Source organism: Xylocopilactobacillus apicola (assembly GCF_033095985.1).
GTDB classification, from domain to species: Bacteria; Bacillota; Bacilli; order Lactobacillales; family Lactobacillaceae; genus Xylocopilactobacillus; species Xylocopilactobacillus apicola.
Map to the genome: position 1 here is coordinate 1,343,576 of NZ_AP026802.1, position 19,461 is coordinate 1,363,036.

The following is a 19,461-nucleotide window of genomic DNA, read 5'->3' on the forward strand; positions in this document are numbered from 1 at the left end:
CTCTGTCTTAAGCTTTATCATACTTGCGATTACCATTTTCGACGGATTTTAAATAAAAATCTCCTGAGCGGATACCTTCACTTGTCCATTTTTGCTCTAAATCATAAGACTGTTCGCAATAATGTTTCTCATAATTTTCAACCGATATACCTTGTCTCTTTTGCAACATCGTCTGAAATGAACTTGAATCGAAGTTCTTATGAGATCTCAAAACAAAAAACTCAGCTTGAGCTCCCGATCCATAGCTATACATTCCCAACAAATCATTTTCTTCGACTTGGCCGCTCAAAAGATTCGACAGAAGATTCAAATAAAGTGAGCCTGTATAGATATTTCCAACGACGGCATTGACAGCCTTTCCCTGGTTAAATAAATCGATCCAAGATTCATACTTACTATCATCCACTTGATCTGCAACTTCTTTTAAAGCTTTAAGACCAATTTTAGTATATGGCAAATGAAAATTAATTAATTTGAGATCGGACGGTGCAAGTGAACTTTGTCGAAAATAATCTTCGAAAACAGTTTTAAAAAATCTTAAATAAGTCTCGTTTGATAATGGACCATCAACAATTGCTTCTTTTTGTCCCATTGGTCGATAAAAATCACTCACATTTTCTGCATGATAAGTAGATTTTCCTAAAGATTCCAAGGCAAGATCTAATCTGTTTTCGACCAACAATGCAATACTTCCCGCTCCTTGGGTTACTTCTCCTTTAGAATTCAGTCCATAACGAGCGAGGTCACTTGCAATCACCAACACTTTTTCATCAGGGTGCAAAGTGACTCGTTCAAAAGCAAGGTTTAAGCCAGCAGTTGCCCCGTAGCACGCCTCTTTCAATTCCAAATATCGAGCATTTTTGGGGAGGTCAAGATATTCTTCAAGAAATAGTGCACTTGCTTTGGCTTCGTCAATGCTACTTTCAGTGGCTAAAATAACAAGTTTAATCGCCTGAATCTCTTTGGGATCCAAGTCTTCAATTAGGCGTTTTCCTGCGTTAAGTGCCATTGAAACACTATCCTCGTTTCCTCCAACGATCGCCATTTTTTCTTGTCCAATTCCAATTAAAAACTTTTGAGGATCAACTCCTCTAGCGGTTGCTAATTCCTCCATTTCAACATATTTTTGAGGAATATAACCTGTGATTTTACTTATTCCTATCATTATTGTTCCTGCTTTCCATAATTTTTTGGACAGTTAAAGTGTCGAATTTATTTAAGGTGACCATCTGGTTCACAACATCTTGTAAATCTTGTGGTTTGACACCCATACTTAGTGCAATTGATTTTGCTTGCAGCCTCATGTGCCCCTTTTGAATTCCGTCGGTCACTAAAGCAAATAAAGCTGAAAAATTACTTGCGAGTCCTACGGCCATAAAAACATGCGCTAACTCGGTACTATTTTTAACGTTTAATAGCTTCATTCCTTTTATTGCATCCGGATGAGTTGTAATGGCACCGCCGACCGTTCCAAGCGGTAAATATCCGCTGAACTCGCCAATTAAATCTGTTTTAGACACCCTCCAATGTGTAAACGAGCGGTCCTTGCCAAGATTCTGCCCGTGATAAAGGGCGCTGCTAACTGCTCGATCGTCATTGCCACTAGCAATCACAGCTCCGATCAAACCGTTCATCACTCCTTTGTTATTGGTAGCCGCTCGCGCATTATTGAAAGTTGCAATTTGAGCTAGCTGAACGATTTTTTTGGCAGTATCAATGCCAATTAAATTGATTGGAACTTTTGCTTGCGCTTTAAATGGCGTGCCTGTTGGAAGATTGGATAAAATTGCGCTAATAACTTCACCTTGAACAGTTTCAGCAATTAACGGGGCAAGACGTTCGACAATCGTATCAACTAAATTGGCCCCCATCGCTTCTTTGACGTCAACTTCAACTGAGCTAATCAATACATTATGTTCAAACTCGAATTTAATATTGGTAATTCCCCCACCACGTTCAACAAGATGTGATACGGCAAAATTACCTTGATCGGTCAAAAAAGACTTATTTTCGGCTAATTTTTGATTAATTTCCTTTGGATCTCCGTGGTAACTGGTAAAAATTTGTCCGGTCACCGGAAGTTTCTCACCGGTAACAATGATCCCCTCACCTGAGTTAACGTAATGGGTAGCCTTATTTAAAGCTGCTACTACTGAAGGTTCAAAAGTTGCTATTGGAATTAAATACGACTTCCCGTTCACTTTAAGGCCATTAACAAGACCAAGCGGCAAATGGAATTGACCTACTGTGTTCTCCGTAAAAATTGCTAGCTGATCATCAGTTAAATTCTCATTAATTAAAAACAGTTCATCAGTAATTAAACCTTTTTTGACCAATTCTTTTAGTCGGTCGACGCGGTTTAGTTGATAAAATTTTTTCATTGATTTCTAACCAGCATCGCGCAGGCCATCCCGCCGCCAACGCAAAGAGAGGCAACTCCGTACTCTAAATTTTTCCGTCTTAAATTATGAACTAAAGTTGTTAAAATTCGTGCTCCACTCGCACCTAATGGATGTCCCAACGCAATAGCACCACCGCTAATATTCAATTTATCTGACGGAATTTCCAAATCTCGGCTTACTGCAACGCACTGAGAAGCGAATGCTTCATTAATTTCAAAAAGATCAATGTCAGAAACCATGAGGTGATTTTGCTTTAGCAGTTTTTGAATTGCATAATAAGGAGCGTATCCCATTAAACTTGGCGCAAAGCCCACCTCACAATAATCAACTATTTCAGCCAGTGTTTCTCCGTAATCTTTATTACCTGCAATTAAGACAAAACTGGCTCCATCACTGATTGGTGAAGCATTACCTGCTGTTACAGTGCCTGAATCTTGAAAAACAGGGGATAAATTTGTTAAACTTGATAGATTAGTGTTTGGTCGAACGCATTCATCTTGCTCAAAAATTTTTCCATCAGGAAAATGGAAAGGAACTACCTCATTTTTAAAGTAGCCCTGTTCCCACGCTTTTTTGGCTTTTTGCTGCGATAACAAGGCAAATTGATCTTGTTCAGTCCGACTAATTCGATATTTATTTGCTACATTTTCAGCTGTCATCCCCATGTGCTCTTTATCAAATGGATCTAGCAATGCATCTTGAAGTAATGTCGGTTTTTGATTTACTCCATAACTTGGAGCTCCTGACATATTCTCCGCTCCGCCAGCCAAAACCAAATTAGCTTCTTTAAGCCTAATTTTATTTGCTGCAAGATGAACCGCAAAAAGACCAGAACCACAAACCATATTTACTGTTTGTGCTGTTGAAAATTCTTTCATCCCAACACTAAGTGCTACTTGTCTGGCCACATTTGAGCCCAGTCCTGTTTGAAGAACTGTACCCATGAGAAGTGAATCAACTTCTGTTAAATCTAAATTACTAAAGCCTTGGATCGTCTGCTTTGCGATTTCTTTAACAGGAACTGTACTTAAAGATCGGTCTTTTTTTCCGATCGGACTTCGTTTTGCATTTACAATATATGTTTTCATAACTTTATTTTAGAGAATAAAGTGCTTTTCCCCCCTTTTTGTTTCTTCTTTTTAAAAAATTTTAAAATAAATAGGTGGAAACGCTTTATATTTTCCTTGTTTTGAGTTACAATGAAAAATATTACATTTTTACATAAAAATTTAGGAGAAAAAAGATGCAACCAAAAGTTACTATCTACGACGTAGCTAATGCAGCCAATGTTTCAATGGCAACAGTTAGCCGGGTTATGAACCGTAATCCAAAAGTGAAAAAAGAAACCAAAGAACGTGTTTTAAAAGTTATTCATGATTTAAACTATCATCCAAATGCGGTAGCGCAAGGGTTAGCCAGCAAAAAAACTACCACGATTGGCGTTATTATTCCCGATCTTACCAACGCTTACTTTGCAAATCTAGCAATTGGAATCGATGACATTGCAATGATGTATAACTACAACATTATTATTGCTAACTCGAATGAGGATACAGAAAAGGAGAATCAGATTATTGATAATCTTTTAGCAAAACAAGTTGATGGAATTATTTACATGGGACGTAACCAGACTGAACATTTTCGTTCAGCGACCAGAGACAATGGTACAGCCGTTGTTCTTGCTGGAACGGTTGATGAATGGAATACGCCAAGTGTTAATATTAATTATCGTCAGGCAACTTATGATGCAACGAGTTTCTTTTTGAAACAAGGACAAAAAGTTGCTCTTGTTATTAGTGATAAGAATTATCCGATCAATGCAAAATATCGAATTCCAGGTTACAAAGATGCTCTAAAAGAATACGGAATTGAATTCAACAAAAAATTAATTTTCGAAACGCAAGATAATAATAGTATTTCTAATCCAACTTTCCAAGAAATCTATGAAAGTGAAGCTTCATCAGCTGTTGTTTATAGTGATGACACTGCAATTATCTTATTAAATAAAGGATTTGAAATGGGACGTTCGATTCCTGAAGATTTTCAAATTATTACAAGTAACAATACAGTCGTTACGAAATATGCTCGTCCAACAATTTCTTCGATTACTCAGCCTTTATACGATATTGGTGCTGTGGCAATGCGGATTCTCACAAAAATGATGAATAAAGAAAAAGTACAAGATAGCAACGTTTACCTCGATTATGACATCATTCACCGCGGTACCACCCGAATTTAAAAGCCGCAAAAAGCATCTCCGTTGATTGTTTATTAACAATCGATGAAGATGCTTTTTTATTGATCATTTTCACTATCATCATCAGAATCATTATCAAAAGAACTAGTCTGACTGTTATTTTGCTGGGTCTGATTCAAGCTATTATTATAAGAGCGATTATTAAATTGATTTTGGTTGTTATTCTGATTATAAAGACTATTGTTAGGTGTTTGGTAACTGTTATACCTTTTCTGTGGGTACTTGATCCGCGGCTGCTCGTAGTATGAGAAATAAACTTTCGGATCACTAGTGTCATATGACATATCCTTTGTCGCCCGTGAAATAACCCCGTACCCATTATATTGACCAAGATAATTTGACCAAAACAAGCGATAATCACTGGCATAGCCACCAATCCCAAAATTATCCGTTAATTCTTTTGGACCACCTTGTGCATAAAGGCTGGTCACTGTGCGACCTCTAACTGTAAAGTTAGCCGAATTATTTTTTAAAACACCTGGTAAAGTTCCTGTATTAGCCAGAACAGAATATTCTTTAACGCTATTTGGTTTACTTTTCTGTTCATTTAGTTTTAATAAATCTGGATCATTTTTATAAATATTATTTAAAAAGCGCGCCACCAAACGAAGATTTGCGTTTGAATCACTTTCTTCTAAATTATAAGAATGACGATAGAAATTATCATATCCGATCCAAGATGAAATTGTAATTCCCGGAGTAGAGCCTGTGAACCAGTAATCGCGATTATCATTACTGGTTCCTGTCTTACCATAAAGTTTATCCGAATCAAATTCGACATTTGAACCCAAGAACTCAGCAGTTCCATTTGAAACAACGTCGCTCATCATTTTTTGCATGATGTAAGAGGTCGCCTCAGAAAAAACTTTAACCGGCTCAGACTTATGCTCATAAACAATCCGACCAGTTGGATCAACAATTTTGGAAATCACATAAGGTTTATGATAATTTCCATCATTAGCAAATGTCGCGTATGCCGCAGCTTCTTGAACTGGAGCAAATCCTCGCGCTGTTCCACCTAATGAAATTCCAAGTTCACTATATTCTTTATCAGTAATATTGAAATTCATCTTTTTCATATAACTTTTAGCTAATTTATCATCTTTTTGCCGCAAAGCCTGATAAAGATTTACTGTAGCAACATTATATGACTGGGAAAGGGCTTCGGTGGCAGAGACAAAGCGATTTTGGAAAGTTTGATCATAATCACTTGGTTCGTAATCATCAAATTTAGCTGGAAAATCTGCCAAAGTTGAACGAGAGCCAATTAAACCTGTATCAAGTGCTGGACCATAAACTAGTAAAGGCTTAATCGAAGAACCTGGCGAACGACGATTATTAAAGGCATGATTAAACTCGTTAAGTTTAAAATCAACGCCTCCAATAAATCCCAAAACACCACCTGTCTTATTATCTAAGACTACTGTTCCATTTTGGACTGGCTCAGAGAAATCAATAAAATCATTTGTCTTCTCATCATAAACACTGTCTGTATAGGTCTTGCTAAAATACGAGCGAGTATTTTGCAAAACTTCCTGCATATTATCGCTAACTTTTCGATTAATCGTAGAATAAACTTTATAACCATTTTGAGAAAGCTTTTGCTTAGCGGTCGCATAATATCGTCCATAGGTGCTATCTTTAACTTTTTCGGGATCCATTCCATCATCACGCAGTAAAACTTCAGCAAGAGTATTTTCCGCCTCTTCTCTAACTGCACTATAAGTATAACCATAGTTGTTCGTATGACGGGATGAAGGCTCAGCCTTTAAAAACTGTGCCCGGAGATCTTCTTTTTTTGCAGCAGTGTACTGCTTCTTAGTGATTGCTCCATCTCGATACATTCGAAATAAAACGATCTGCGCGCGTTTTAAGCCATACTGAGCACTTCGATTATCAATTTCTCCAGTAAGATCAAAAGGAGTGTAGGCATAAGGACTTTGAACTAAACCTACAACAAAAGCAGACTGTGCGATAGAAAGATCCTTCGGATTTTTCCCGAAAATCCCAACAGACGCAGCTCCGATGCCTGTAATATTTTCGCCTTTGTTGTTTCGACCAAAAGAAGCTGCATTCAAATAAGAAGTTAAGACATCATCTTTAGTGAAAAACTTGTTAAGACGCATTGCCAAAAAAATTTCAGTAGCTTTACGCTTAAAAGTAGTTTCCGAGGAAAGGATCTGCATTTTAACCAATTGCTGAGTTAAAGTTGAGCCACCGCTTTTAATCCCAACTCCTGTTACATCAGAAAGAGCAGCCCTAATTACTGCTCTGGGCATCACACCTTGATGCAAATAAAAATCTTCATCTTCAGAAGCAACAATCCCCTTCTTAATCCACGGAGAAATTTCTGCTGATTTAGTTTTATAACTAACGATATCAGACTGAATTTCACCCAAAGATGAATTATCTGCAAAATATAAAGTCGAAGTTTGATCAATATCGTGGATTAGCTTATCCATTTCAGCTACAGTCGGAATCGACTCTTCTTTTAAGATTGACGCCACATATCCTAACCCAATCCCTAAAACAAGCCCAAACACTAAAATTCCTAAAGCTAAAAAGTTAAGAACTACTCTTCTAATTACTTGAAGTGCCAGATCAACACAATGTAAGATCTCAGTTCGATCTAATTTTATAAACCAATCCCGAATTTTTTCGAGAAATTCTCTTAATTTATCCATTTAAAATGTAAGCTTAATTTCAATTTTTGTTTAATGCCTTTTCGTTGCTGCCATCAGTAATAATGAACCACCTGCGACCGAAGCGTTCAAACTGTCAACGTGGCCAAACATGGGAATTTTAATAAACTCATCAATCTTATCACGAACTCCCGGTGAAATTCCGCTCCCTTCATTGCCAATGATTAAGCAAATTTTACCATTTACTTGCCAATCTAACCAATTAGTACCTTGCATATCTGCCCCAAAAAACCAAAATCCCTCTTCTTTTAAGCTTTTAATCGTTGCGCTTAAATTTACCACCCGCACAATCGGGACAAAAGATGCTGCACCAGTTGAAGACTTCCATACCGTGTCTGTTACCTGAACATTTCGTCTTTCAGGAATAATAATTGCATCAACCCCAGCCGCATCAGCTGAACGAATTAAAGAGCCAAAATTATGCGGATCCATGATATTGTCTAACATCAGCAAAAATTTACTGTCTTTTAAGACTGAAAGATCTGAGTAAACAAAAGGCGCTCCTTCTAAAACAACTCCTTGATGGACTCCTCCATTTGCTAATTTATCCAATTTATCTTTAGGAACAATCTTCACAATAATCTTTTTAGCTTTAGCCAACTTCGTTAAATCACTTAAATAACTATTCTTTAAAGATTTTTGAATCAATAACTGATTAATTTGATTAGCGGGCAACTGTTTTAAAGCATTTAAAACCGCATGACGACCATAAATTTGGTTTGGATGCTCTTCGCTATTTTGCAATTATCTATCCTCTCATTTAATGAATTCTACATTATCTTGGTTTTGGAAGCAAAAATCAATCAGCTGATTAATTCGATCATTCTGATCTGTAAATTTTAAGTAGCCAAACATCGCCTCAAAACCCGTTGAAATTCGGTAAATAACGATATTGGTATTCTTCGCATGAGTATGGCTTTTGGCATTACGCCCTAAACGAAAAGCATCTTGTTCCTCAGTTGTTAAAATATTTTTCTCATTCATTAGCTTGAAAAACGCCGCCTGCGCTTTAGCAGAAACAAAAGATTTTGAGCGCAAGTACTGCTCATTAACGGCTCGTTGATCATTTTTCACCAAATAAAAACGGACTCGCTCTTCGATAACGGCATCCCCCAAATAAGCAAGGGTCAAACCATTTAATTGGTTAACATTTGTCATTTTTTGTATACTTCGTTCCCTCTGGAGTGTCTTTTATTTCTATTCCCAAAGCCAACAGCTCATCTCGTAGATCATCACTTAATTTGAAATCTCGTGCTTTTCTAGCTGCATCTCTTTTTTCAATTAAGTTTAAAACATGCGGGTCGTCAATTTCTAAGCGTTCAGGCACTTCCAATCCTAATACCCAAAGCCAATCAACCAACAACTGCTGGATTTCTTTAAGATTATCAGTACTAATGTCTTTGGTCAAAACATCTTTATTGATCCATTTCAAATATTCATAAATTACTGCTAGCGCATTTTGGACATTAAAATCATCATCCATCGCAGCCATAAAGCGATCGCGGAATTTGGCAATTAAATCAGAAATTCTAGGATTGAAACCGACATCAGCACTTGGCTTATTTCTAAGTTGATTGATAGTCTCAATGATTCGATCATAGCTGCGTTTAGCTTGAGTCATTGAGGTTAAATCGTACTGCAAGGGTTTACGGTAATTAGTTTGAACCAAGAAAAATCTTAGGAAATTAGGATCATTTTCCTTTAATGCATCCCGTAAAGTCACAAAATTCCCTAAGGACTTGCTCATTTTTTCATCATTAGCAGTTGTTACAAAGGCATTATGCATCCAATAACGAACAAACTGCTTACCTGTTAATGACTCGCTTTGGGCTCGTTCATTTTCGTGGTGAGGAAACATCAAATCTTCACCACCACCATGAATATCAATGGTATCTCCTAGCTCAGCAATCGACATCACCGAACATTCAATGTGCCATCCAGGCCGCCCTTTACCAAACGGCGCATCCCAAGCAATTTCATTTTGTTTTTGCCCTTTCCAAAGTGCAAAATCCAAAGAATCCTCTTTGCGAGCTTGCTCAACTGAATTAACGTGTTCACTGGCACCAACTAAAAGATCAGCAACGCTTTGATCAGACAACTCGCCATAGGTGGGGTATTTTCGGGTTCGAAAATAAACGTCCCCTTCACTTTCATAGGCGTAACCTTTCTGGATTAATTTTGCAATAAAATCGACGATTTGCGGAATAAATTCCGTTGCTCGAGTTCGAACAGTTGGCTCAATTACATTCAATTGCTCAATATCTTCTTCATAAGCAGCAATAAATTGGGCGGCAAGATCTGACACAGTGACTTTTTCAGCTGATGATCGCTCAATCATTCGATCGTCAACGTCAGTAAAATTGGATACAAAACGCACTTCATATCCGCGATACATCAAATAACGACGAATGGTATCAAAAGCCACCACCGAACGAGCATTACCAATATGAATATAATTATAAACTGTTGGACCACACACATACATCGTAACAACTTTGGAGGATTGTGGGATAAATTCTTCCTTGGTCCGACTCAGCGTATTATAAATTTTTAGCAAGAAGTTTCCTCTACGAAATTTGTTGTAAGGTTAATTCAAGGTTTGTAACTACCTTTTCTTTACCAATTACTTCTAATTCATCGGTTAAAAATGGACCATGCATCAAACGAGTCGCGCCAATTCTAATTGGCATATAGAGTTGGCGGCCCTTAGTTCCAGTATCGTCTCTAACTGTTTGAATTACATCAGCAATTGCTACTGAAGTAAATGGACTAAGATCTTTAATTTTACTATAAAAATCTTTTAAAACCAAAGAAGCTGAAGGGTCTTGTAACTCTTCTTTCTCTCCTTCACCCAATTCTGGAATTTCACGGAAAAACTGTTCTGACAATTCTAAGATTTGATTTGTATAGCTCATTTGATCTTTAAAGAGCGCAACTAATGAACGAATCCAAGCAATTTTCTTTTCATCCGGGTCTTCTTCAACTTTACCATTGGCGATTAAATTCAAAAGGCACATATGTGAAATGCGACTTAATGGCGCAGCCTTCACATATTTATTATTAATCCATTCCAATTTTTTCTGATCAAACTTAGCTGGTGAGCGGCTCAGTCTGCTAGGATCAAACTGTTTAATAAACTGCTTCTTCGTAAAAATTTCTTCTTCACCAACTGGTGACCAACCTAAAAGCGTAATGAAATTGAACATTGCTTCTGGTAGATAACCAAAGCTACGATATTGTTCGATAAACTGCAAAATAGTTTCATCACGTTTACTGAGTTTTTTACCTGTTGCCTGATTGATAATCAATGACATGTGGCCAAATAATGGAGCTTGCCAATCTAGTGCTTCATAAATTGCAAGCTGTTTAGGAGTATTAGCGATATGATCGTCACCTCTTAGAACATGCGTGATCTCCATTAAATGATCATCAACAACAACTGCAAAATTGTAGGTTGGTTGTCCGTCTTCTTTCATAATGATGAAGTCTCCACCAAGGCTATCACTATTAAACTCGATCTCGCCTTTAACGATATCATCAAATTTGAAAACGTGGTCTTTTGGCAGACGAATTCTTATTACTGGCTTTAATCCTCTAGCCTTCTTTTCGGCAATGACTTCCTCAATTTGAGCATCGGTCATTCCTTCAAACTCATATTCATAGTGCGGCATAATCCCAGCTTCTTGCTGGCGATCACGCATCGCAGTCAACTCTTCTTCTGTTAAGTAAGATTCATAAGCTAAACCTTTATCTAAAAGCTCTTTTACGTACTTGTGATATAGATCATTACGCTCAGATTGACGATAAGGTCCGTAATCTCCCCCGACATCTGGACCTTCATCCCAGTCGATACCAAGCCATTTTAAGTTGTCAAGCTGCGACATCTCTCCATCAGCAACGTTTCTTTTAAGATCAGTATCTTCAATTCTAATAACAAAAGCTCCCCCCATGTTACGGGCGAATAAATAGTTAAATAAAGCTGTCCTAGCATTTCCAATGTGTAAATGCCCAGTTGGACTAGGTGCATAACGTACTCTAACTTTTTCTGGTTTCAAAATTAATCCCATCCTCCGAAAATTTATAGAAATCTCTTATAATAATAGCACTTATCTGATTTTATGGCTTACCCAAGGACTTTTTTTATTGTTTCGGCCAAGGTTTTTACGCCGACAACCTTGATTGAAGGTTTCTCATGATAGTTCTTTAAATTGTTAGCTGGAACAAAGATCTTCTTAAATCCTAATTTCTCAGCCTCGGCAATCCTCAGTTCAATTCGATTAACACTTCTTGCTTCGCCAGCTAACCCTAGCTCGCCAATAAAACAATCAGTTGCTGGAATTTCTTTATTTTTAAAACTTGAGGCAATTGCCATTGCACAAGCAAAATCGATTGCTGGTTCATCCAGACGAACTCCACCAGTGACCTTAATATACGCATCTTGATTTTGAAGCAGAATGTTGGCTCGTTTTTCTAAAACTGCCATTATTAAAGATACGCGGTTAAAATCAATCCCTGTTGCGGTTCGACGGGCGTTCCCAAAAAGAGTTGGCGTTAATAATGCCTGGATTTCGACTAAAATCGGTCTAGTACCCTCCATTGAAACAACTACCGCCGAACCATTTGCCCCTTTAAGGCGTTCTTGCAGAAATAATTCAGAAGGATTCAAAACTTCTTTTAAGCCATTCTCGTGCATTTCAAAAAGACCAATTTCATCAGTCGAACCGAAACGATTTTTAACTGTATGCATAATGCGGTACAAATGAAATTTGTCGCCTTCGATATAAATCACCGTATCGACCATGTGTTCCAAAATTTTAGGCCCCGCAATGGTCCCATCTTTAGTAATATGACCAACAATGAAAGTTGTAATATTTTGAGTTTTAGCTATTTTCATCAAATGGCTCGTTAATTCTTTGACTAGTGATACACTGCCGACCGGACTATCGATCTCATTTAATTCCATCGTTTGAATCGAATCTACAACTAAAATATCTGGTTTAACCGACTCAATCAAACTTTCAACTTGATCGAAATCACTGGTTGAAAGAATGATTAAATCTTTGCCGCTGACTGCCAACCTTTCCGCCCGCCGTTTAATCTGAGTTGCACTTTCTTCACCCGAAACATAGAGAACTTTCTTCCCTTGCTGAACTATTCTACTAGCAATTTGTAAAAGGATCGTGGATTTACCAATTCCTGGATCTCCCGAGATGAGCACCAATGAGCCAGGAACGACACCTCCACCAAGAACTCGATCAAACTCTCCCACACCCGTTTCAATCCGGGCCAAATCATCAATTGAGATTTCGTCAATTGAACGCGCAACCGCTTCTTCACCGATTAGAGACTTTTGCTTAAGTGGAGCAGTTGCTTTTTTTTGAGCTGGCTTCATCGTATCAAATTCGTGGCAATTGGGGCAAACCCCATATTGAACCGCTGATTCATAGCCACAATTGCTACAAACATAAATCGTTTTACTTTTTGCCATTTTAATCTCCTGAAGAACCGAATCCACCAATTCTTTGGCCGATCGCTTCATCACCTTCAGCCATAAGAAAAGGCATAAAAATTCCTTGTCCTATTCTTTCGCCTTTTTTGACTAGAATATCATCATCCCTAATGTTTATCACTTGGAAAAATATTTCGCCTTCATTTCCAGGATTATCAAAATAATCTGAATCAACAATTCCAACCCCATTTGGCATCACTAATCCTTTTTTCTTAGGATTGCCTGACCGATTAACCAACATCAAGAATTCATTGTCGGGCATATACGCCTTGATTCCCGTCGGAATCAATTCTGGCCTAGCTTGATGGGCCTTAATAATCAAATCTTCTGCTGCCTCAAAATCATATCCTGCTGAGCCACTGCTTTGCCGCTCAGGCAAATTAATTTCTTGACCTTGATATTTACTTACAATTTTAAATCCACGCATTAATTCTAGCTCCTTAAATTTTATCTCCAAAAGATTCCACATTATTTTAAATTTTATATCAATCTTTCTTCATACTTGTTCTCTATTATAATGAGTGTAGAAATTATTTAGCAACTCCTCCCAAGAGTTATTTAAATCTCTACAAACATTTCACAACACTTTTAAAATTAAACCCGGTGACCCTCCCTCATCGAGTTTTTATTTTGCTTTTAAGCTTATTTACAAATTGTTGCTAATTAGATCAAACTTTCTTCACACTTAGACCGTATCATAATAAGTGTAGAAATTAATCATTAACTCCTCCCAAAGAGTTCTCCTAATTCTCTACAACAACTTACATATTCCCAAATATTTAAACCCGGTGACCTCCCTCATCGAGTTTTTATTTTGCTTTAAGCTTATTTACAAATTGTTGCTAATTAGATCAAACTTTCTTCACACTTAGACCGTATCATAATAAGTGTAGAAATTAATCATTAACTCCTCCCAAAGAGTTCTCCTAATTCTCTACAACAACTTACATATTCCCAAATATTTAAACCCGGTGACCTCCCTCATCGAGTTTTTATTTTGCTTTAAGCTTATTTACAAATTGTTGCTAATTAGATCAAACTTTCTTCACACTTAGACCGTATCATAATAAGTGTAGAAATTAATCATTAACTCCTCCCAAAGAGTTCTCCTAATTCTCTACAATAACTTACATATTCCCAAATATTTAAACTCGGTGACCTCCCTCATCGAGTTTTTATTTTGCTTTAAGCTTATTTACAAATTGTTGCCAATTAGATCAAACTTTCTTCACACTTGGGCCGTATCATAATAAGTGTAGAAATTAATCATTAACTCCTCCCAAAGAGTTCTCCTAATTCTCTACAACAACTTACATATTCCCAAATATTTAAACCCGGTGACCCTCCCTCATCGAGTTTTTATTTTGCTTTAAATTCTGTTATATTAACCGTATCGGGGGAAAATAATGATCAAATTAATTTGCATTGATTTAGACGGAACACTTTTTAATGATTCAACCAAAATCACAAACTACACTAAAGAGGTGATCGCTAGGGCACGAAAGCTGGGAATTAAAATTATTATCACTAGCGGTCGACCTTTAACTGGCGTGGATTCAGTAATCGATTATTTAGAACTAGATGACTCAGATTACGTGATTACTTATAACGGTGGATTAATTCAAACAGTTGGTGGTGAGCCGATCCAACAATTTGCTCTAACTTACCAGGACGTTTTAGAAATAGATCTTTTTAACCGAATCCATGGAACGAATGTTGAATTTCAAACTCCAATCGACGCCTATACCACATGGCACCACGTCAACTGGCATGTAAGTTTTGAGAATTTCATGACGCATTTACCGCTAAATATCGTTGAGGAGGGGGATTTGCCCCCAAATCTTACTTACATTAAAGCGATGGCTAACGATGGCCCGAATGTTTTAGATCAGATTGAACTAAAAATTCCTGAAACTTTCTATAAAAAGCTCAATGTCATTCGCTCATCTCCAAATAATATTGAATTTTTGAACAAAAACGCAACTAAAGGCAACGGAATGCGAGCTCTCAGCAAAAAATTAGGGATTGATCTAAGAGAAACGATGGCAATAGGTGACGAAACAAATGACCTCTCAATGATTGAAACGGCCGGTTTAGGTGTTGCAATGGGCAATGCTATTCCTGCAATCAAAAAAATAGCACAGGTCGAAACGGATGACAATAATCACGATGGCGTTGCTAAAGCAATTGAAAAATTTGCCTTGAATACATTCTAAAGCGGCTTGACCCAACCCAAAGCACCAAGTAATAGTGCACAAACCATTGTCACGATTACTCCGTAGAAGAATATCCTAGTCCATAAGCGATTACGTAGATAGAAAAAAGTGCTGAAATCCTTGACCAAGATTATTTTTCCGTCGGAGTCCTTCACTTCCCGAACCTCTTTATCATCAACAAAAAACTTAGTAAACAAATGATTAAGTAAGGCAGGCAAAAACAAAGAAGCTACGCTCATAATTTCAAAGATTTTTCGAACTATATCAACTTTAACAAAAGCATAACTTACCCCAAACAATAAAAGTTCCACTAGGACTCCGATTAAAAGCGCCAATGGAACAAGATAACCTTTTCGGTGCCAAATAAACGACATTTCTCTTCCTTTCTTTTAACTGATTTTATTGTAGCGGATTCTGTGGCAACTAAAAAGGCTCTTTTTAATGATAGTGATTAACTTAATTATCAAAATGACGTCTCAACTCCGAGTCGCCATTTTTTATTTCCAATAATCCCTTGGAACTATTCAAAAAAATTATGTGAATCCCCGAGACCGTTCGGCCATTGATTGTGAATTCCTGTTCGAACTTAAATAAAATGCTCATATTTGACAATAACTGATTAGTAAATACATTTAAGTACTTTAACGTCCCCGCAGAATTATCAATTGCATTATAAATAAGAACCTCCATCATCCTTTTAAACTTTTTAAAGTTCATTTTTCTTGAATAATTTGTTTGATGATAAACGTATTCATAAATTTGTTCTAAGGATTCTGTTTCTCCACCATTTAAATTTACAATCAAAGTATTCGTCAGGTAATTACTGACTGCACCGATTTTGCGTTTAGCAGCAAAGATATTTTCCCACAGATTAATTGTAAAATCATTTGACAAGAAAAAATTAAATGGAATTAGCGGAATAGATACATTTCTCAAATCAAGATCAATTCCTTCAGAAATCAGCATATAATCATATTTATCAAAATCAACTTCCGATAATTCGTATAAATAACGTTGATCCAAAGCTATCTGGTAATGATTAATATTCAATTTTTTAATTAAACTATCGTTGGCTGGCTTACCGTTTTCGTTAACCAAAAGAATATTTGTGGGATAGTATTCATTTTCAAGATGACAGGTAAAAATGTAGACACTGATGACAAAATCAAAATAAATTTGATCAAAAAAATCGCTCTCACGCCATTCAAAAAGATAAAAAATGATATAAGAAGCTAATGCGGAGGACGACGGTAATTTTCTAACTATCTGCTTGTGGTTATAAAGTTTTTCAATTGCATATAATCCGTATTTTCTTTTTAATCCATATTTAATCGAAAAATTGTAAATTAGTTCTTTGAAATGATCATTTTGAGACAAATCTAAATCATAGGCCTGATACATTTTAACTATCAATTGATGAATTTGTTTATCAACCTCTGGTACTAACTGTTGCCAAACACTTCGATCCTTAGAAAACCGCTGCGTCTCGCTATTGCTTAAAATAAACAAAGTCAGAGCGACTATTTCTTGATCACTCTGGTGCGAGTCGATTAGCTTTAATAAAGATTCAGATGCCTTATATTCTTGCAAGTTACACAAGTCTTTAGTCAGAAAATTTGACAGCTCAGGGGTGTATGAAATAATTAGAAGGTATTTAACTAAACGAATAAAACCATCATCGGATATCAAAAGATGATGTTTTAAGACAACTTTCTTCGCTCGGTTATATATTTCTTCAATCTTAGTATTAGAAAAACGGTACTGCTGAAGATTCTCGTTTTCAACTAATGGCACGATTGACGATCTGTAAACCGTAAATAGATCTACCATGCAACTTCTTTGTGCTATGATTGTCCCAACAATTCGCATTCCATTGTAAGGAGTGGATTGAATTTTCAATTCATACATTGCTAAAAATTTTCGTACATACGGCATATCCTTAGCAATTGTTGATTCACTAACGTGAAGAAGTTGGGCAAGACTTTCAATTTTTAGGTAAATGTTATTATTTAAAAATAAATTGCGGCAAATTGCTGGTACTCGACTATGATATTGGAAAATATGATTAATATTTTGATTTAAATATTCTTGACAGTACCGCTTGATCTCTTTGATTTTTGGAATATCTTGCGAATTATAGTCTATTGTATAGCCTTTGCCTCGTTGATTGACGATTTTAATTGGCAGCTTCCAGTCAACTATTGCAGATTTCAAAATTTTTAATTCATCCTGCGCGGTCCGCAATGAAATTTTGCAATAACGCATAATGTCTTCAATTTCAACAAATTCGCTGGTTAACAAAGACTTTAAAATTTTTATTTCCCTAAAGGTTAGAAACAATGATCTTCCCCACATCTTGTTTGTTACAAAAAAAGAGGCGTATTAATTCACCTCGTTATTATATCAATCTTCTAAAAAGTTCGTTTTTAAATTTTGAAGGTCCTTAGCTTGTAACTTTAAAACCTCAATAGCGTAGTTGGAAAAACTCCCGTAATTGGTGATAATTTTATCAATTGATGCTTCGATAAATTCTGCTCTAGTATCATAAAGAGAATACAGATAACCTGCTAATTGCTCATCGTTGGTCTCTTTTAAAAAATACTGGTAATAGCGCTGATTTTTCTCAGCTCGCGCCCGCTCAGTCAATAGATAATCATAAATTAGCGTCTGTTTTGGTACCCCTAGCAATCCTTCTAGAAGCATTAAAGCAAAGCCCGTGCGATCTTTTCCGCCGCGACAGTGCTGCATCGAAGGTAAATTTTGAGCATTGCCGATAATTTTCAATGATTTTGCAAAAGCTAGATGGCTGTTTGGACTGGTTACAAATGCAAGTTGTTGATTGATCATTTTCTGGATCCCAGTCTGCCCCTGAGCTAAAGCCTGCTGAGCACGTTCTTTTAAACTTTGTGTTGCCTTCATCGACTGAAGTTTACCAGCTTCTCGCGCCGTATCAGCTTCTGGATCAAACTGAAAATTTTTGATTTTTGGATCAATTACTGGATTAGGATCCGCAGCAATTTCGCTTGGACTCCGATAATCGATAATTGATTTAATTTTAAGTGATTTGAAAAAATCTTCTCCCGCTGGTCTCAGATTAGTTAAAAAATCAGAACGATAACCAACTCCCCACTTAATTCTTCTACCATCCTCGGTTAAATAACCGCCAATATCACGAAAATTATACATCCCCGCTAAGGGCAAAATTCGATATCCAAACAAAATCGGATCTTGTTTGGGCCATTCAATGATAAAATAGTTAACTTTTTGAGAGTTATAATTAAATTCAAATTTTAGTTTTTTTTGCTCTGATTCTAATAAAAAGTGCTTATTTTTCGTATAACGATCAAGATCTTCGGTCCAATACAGTTTATATTTGGCAATTTTGTCTTCAGTTTGAAGATGCAATTCATTTTGACCATCTTTTAGAAAAAAAGCTTCGACATAATCAAGGGACAATTTACTTACCCCCAGCTTGTTTAATACGATCCAAAATTGGAACTGGAGAATCATAAGCTGCAATCTGGTAATTAATCTTTACTCCCTGATCAATTAGCTCATGTAAATCATGATCTTCCTCGGGGGTAAAACATAAATCATAATCGTAAATTACCGTGCGGTCATCACGTGTCCTCATGCCTCCATAATTTACCTCGGAAAATTCGACTCCCCCATTCTTCATTTTTAAAACACTAGAAGTACTATCAGTAATAAGAAAAGTAGTTTTTTTAATTGGTTTTTTCTGATATATTTTTATAAATTTTTCGACATCAAACACGTGAACTATGTAACCAGGTGCTGCCATCTTTAACACTTGTTCTTGCACGGGATTAGTGGCGGCCCGATCACTGATGCAAAGAATTTGTTCAGCTCCAATGTAACGTAACCAAGAACTTGCCACCTGCCCGTGAATTAATCGATCATCAATACGAATCCATTTGATCGCCATTGTTATCTACCTCCTTTTTTGAAGCTGCAGTTATATCGGTCATTACATTTTGACCAATTTCGTTAACAATCTTTTTAGCATCGGCTAAATTTTCTGGTTTTGAAAGTAATAATTCCATCAAAACCGGCAAGTTTAGTCCTGAGTATACTTGAACATTTTCCGCGGTCAAAGTCAGATAAGTTGAAATATTTGCAGGTGTTCCCCCATAAATATCAACTAAAATTAATACTTCCTGTCCTGGTTTCTGATACTGTTGGTAAATTGTCTGTAATTCAGCTAAACATTCATCATACGTTCGACCCGGAGTAACCGAAATAACGGTCACTTGTTCCTGCGAATTTCCAATAATCATTTCTGCTGTTTGCAAAGCAGCTAAAGCAAACTTACCATGACTAGCCAAAATTATTTTCAATGACATTCATTTCTCCT

At 36.6% G+C, this 19,461-nt stretch carries 17 protein-coding genes; 2 read left to right on the plus strand and 15 right to left on the minus strand.

The genetic code is table 11. From position 1 onward, the window contains the following. Nucleotides 1–7: 7 nt before the first annotated feature. From R8495_RS06700 to R8495_RS06710, 3 genes are read right to left on the minus strand one after another with little or no spacing between them, the layout of a single operon-like run. Nucleotides 8–1,165, minus strand: coding sequence for a hydroxymethylglutaryl-CoA synthase family protein (locus R8495_RS06700; protein WP_317634709.1), 1,158 nt, complete (start codon nt 1,163–1,165; stop codon nt 8–10). After that, the gene (locus R8495_RS06705) at nt 1,149–2,381 is read right to left on the minus strand and encodes a hypothetical protein (protein WP_317634710.1); all 1,233 of its coding nucleotides are present in this window, start codon (nt 2,379–2,381) and stop codon (nt 1,149–1,151) included. Before R8495_RS06705 ends, R8495_RS06700 begins: the two co-directional genes overlap by 17 nt. Continuing rightward, on the minus strand, nt 2,378–3,490 hold the full coding sequence (locus tag R8495_RS06710; protein ID WP_317634711.1) for a thiolase family protein: 1,113 nt from the start codon (nt 3,488–3,490) through the stop codon (nt 2,378–2,380). The genes R8495_RS06705 and R8495_RS06710 overlap by 4 nt, the downstream gene beginning before the upstream one ends. Nucleotides 3,491–3,645: 155 nt before the next feature. Between R8495_RS06710 and R8495_RS06715 the strand changes: the two genes are divergently transcribed. Further along, nucleotides 3,646–4,641 carry a LacI family DNA-binding transcriptional regulator gene (locus R8495_RS06715; RefSeq protein WP_317634712.1) on the plus strand — a complete coding sequence of 332 codons (996 nt, stop codon included), beginning with the start codon at nt 3,646–3,648 and terminating at the stop codon, nt 4,639–4,641. Nucleotides 4,642–4,697: 56 nt separating this feature from the next. Here R8495_RS06715 and R8495_RS06720 read toward each other — a convergent pair whose 3' ends face one another. The 7 genes from R8495_RS06720 to R8495_RS06750 form a co-directional block, all read right to left on the minus strand. Next, complete coding sequence (locus R8495_RS06720; protein WP_317634713.1) at nt 4,698–7,343, minus strand: transglycosylase domain-containing protein; 2,646 nt, start codon at nt 7,341–7,343, stop codon at nt 4,698–4,700. A gap of 30 nt (nt 7,344–7,373) precedes the next feature. Beyond that, nucleotides 7,374–8,105: a 23S rRNA (guanosine(2251)-2'-O)-methyltransferase RlmB gene (gene rlmB / locus R8495_RS06725; protein ID WP_317634714.1), complete on the minus strand. Its 732-nt coding sequence runs from the start codon at nt 8,103–8,105 to the stop codon at nt 7,374–7,376. Between the two features lie 12 nt (nt 8,106–8,117). Then, nucleotides 8,118–8,519, minus strand: a complete 402-nt coding sequence (locus R8495_RS06730; protein WP_317634715.1) for a Mini-ribonuclease 3 — start codon at nt 8,517–8,519, stop codon at nt 8,118–8,120. After that, nucleotides 8,506–9,918: a cysteine--tRNA ligase gene (gene cysS / locus R8495_RS06735; RefSeq protein ID WP_317634716.1), complete on the minus strand. Its 1,413-nt coding sequence runs from the start codon at nt 9,916–9,918 to the stop codon at nt 8,506–8,508. The genes R8495_RS06730 and cysS overlap by 14 nt, the downstream gene beginning before the upstream one ends. A 10-nt stretch (nt 9,919–9,928) precedes the next feature. Beyond that, entirely contained in the window at nt 9,929–11,416 is a 1,488-nt protein-coding gene (gltX, locus tag R8495_RS06740; protein ID WP_317636605.1) for a glutamate--tRNA ligase, read from the minus strand. Nucleotides 11,417–11,484: 68 nt separating this feature from the next. After that, nucleotides 11,485–12,849, minus strand: coding sequence for a DNA repair protein RadA (gene radA / locus R8495_RS06745; RefSeq protein ID WP_317634717.1), 1,365 nt, complete (start codon nt 12,847–12,849; stop codon nt 11,485–11,487). A 1-nt stretch (nt 12,850) separates the two neighbouring features. After that, the gene (locus tag R8495_RS06750) at nt 12,851–13,297 is read right to left on the minus strand and encodes a dCTP deaminase/dUTPase family protein (RefSeq protein WP_317634718.1); all 447 of its coding nucleotides are present in this window, start codon (nt 13,295–13,297) and stop codon (nt 12,851–12,853) included. A 979-nt stretch (nt 13,298–14,276) separates the two neighbouring features. Here R8495_RS06750 and R8495_RS06755 point away from each other — a divergent pair. Next, a complete protein-coding gene (locus R8495_RS06755) occupies nt 14,277–15,086 on the plus strand; it encodes a Cof-type HAD-IIB family hydrolase (RefSeq protein ID WP_317634719.1) in 810 nt (269 codons plus the stop codon). Here R8495_RS06755 and R8495_RS06760 read toward each other — a convergent pair. The 5 genes from R8495_RS06760 to R8495_RS06780 form a co-directional block, all read right to left on the minus strand. Then, nucleotides 15,083–15,460, minus strand: coding sequence for a hypothetical protein (locus R8495_RS06760; RefSeq protein ID WP_317634720.1), 378 nt, complete (start codon nt 15,458–15,460; stop codon nt 15,083–15,085). The genes R8495_RS06755 and R8495_RS06760 overlap by 4 nt on opposite strands. Nucleotides 15,461–15,542: 82 nt before the next feature. After that, nucleotides 15,543–17,426: a helix-turn-helix domain-containing protein gene (locus R8495_RS06765; protein ID WP_317634721.1), complete on the minus strand. Its 1,884-nt coding sequence runs from the start codon at nt 17,424–17,426 to the stop codon at nt 15,543–15,545. 63 nt (nt 17,427–17,489) lie between these two features. Beyond that, nucleotides 17,490–18,542 (minus strand): tyrosine-protein phosphatase, encoded by a 1,053-nt coding sequence (locus R8495_RS06770; RefSeq protein WP_317634722.1) that lies wholly within the window; start codon nt 18,540–18,542, stop codon nt 17,490–17,492. 1 nt (nt 18,543) lies between these two features. Further along, nucleotides 18,544–19,032 (minus strand): PTS sugar transporter subunit IIB, encoded by a 489-nt coding sequence (locus tag R8495_RS06775; RefSeq protein ID WP_317634723.1) that lies wholly within the window; start codon nt 19,030–19,032, stop codon nt 18,544–18,546. After that, entirely contained in the window at nt 19,007–19,450 is a 444-nt protein-coding gene (locus tag R8495_RS06780; protein WP_317634724.1) for a PTS sugar transporter subunit IIA, read from the minus strand. Before R8495_RS06780 ends, R8495_RS06775 begins: the two co-directional genes overlap by 26 nt. Between the last annotated feature and the right edge of the window lie 11 nt (nt 19,451–19,461).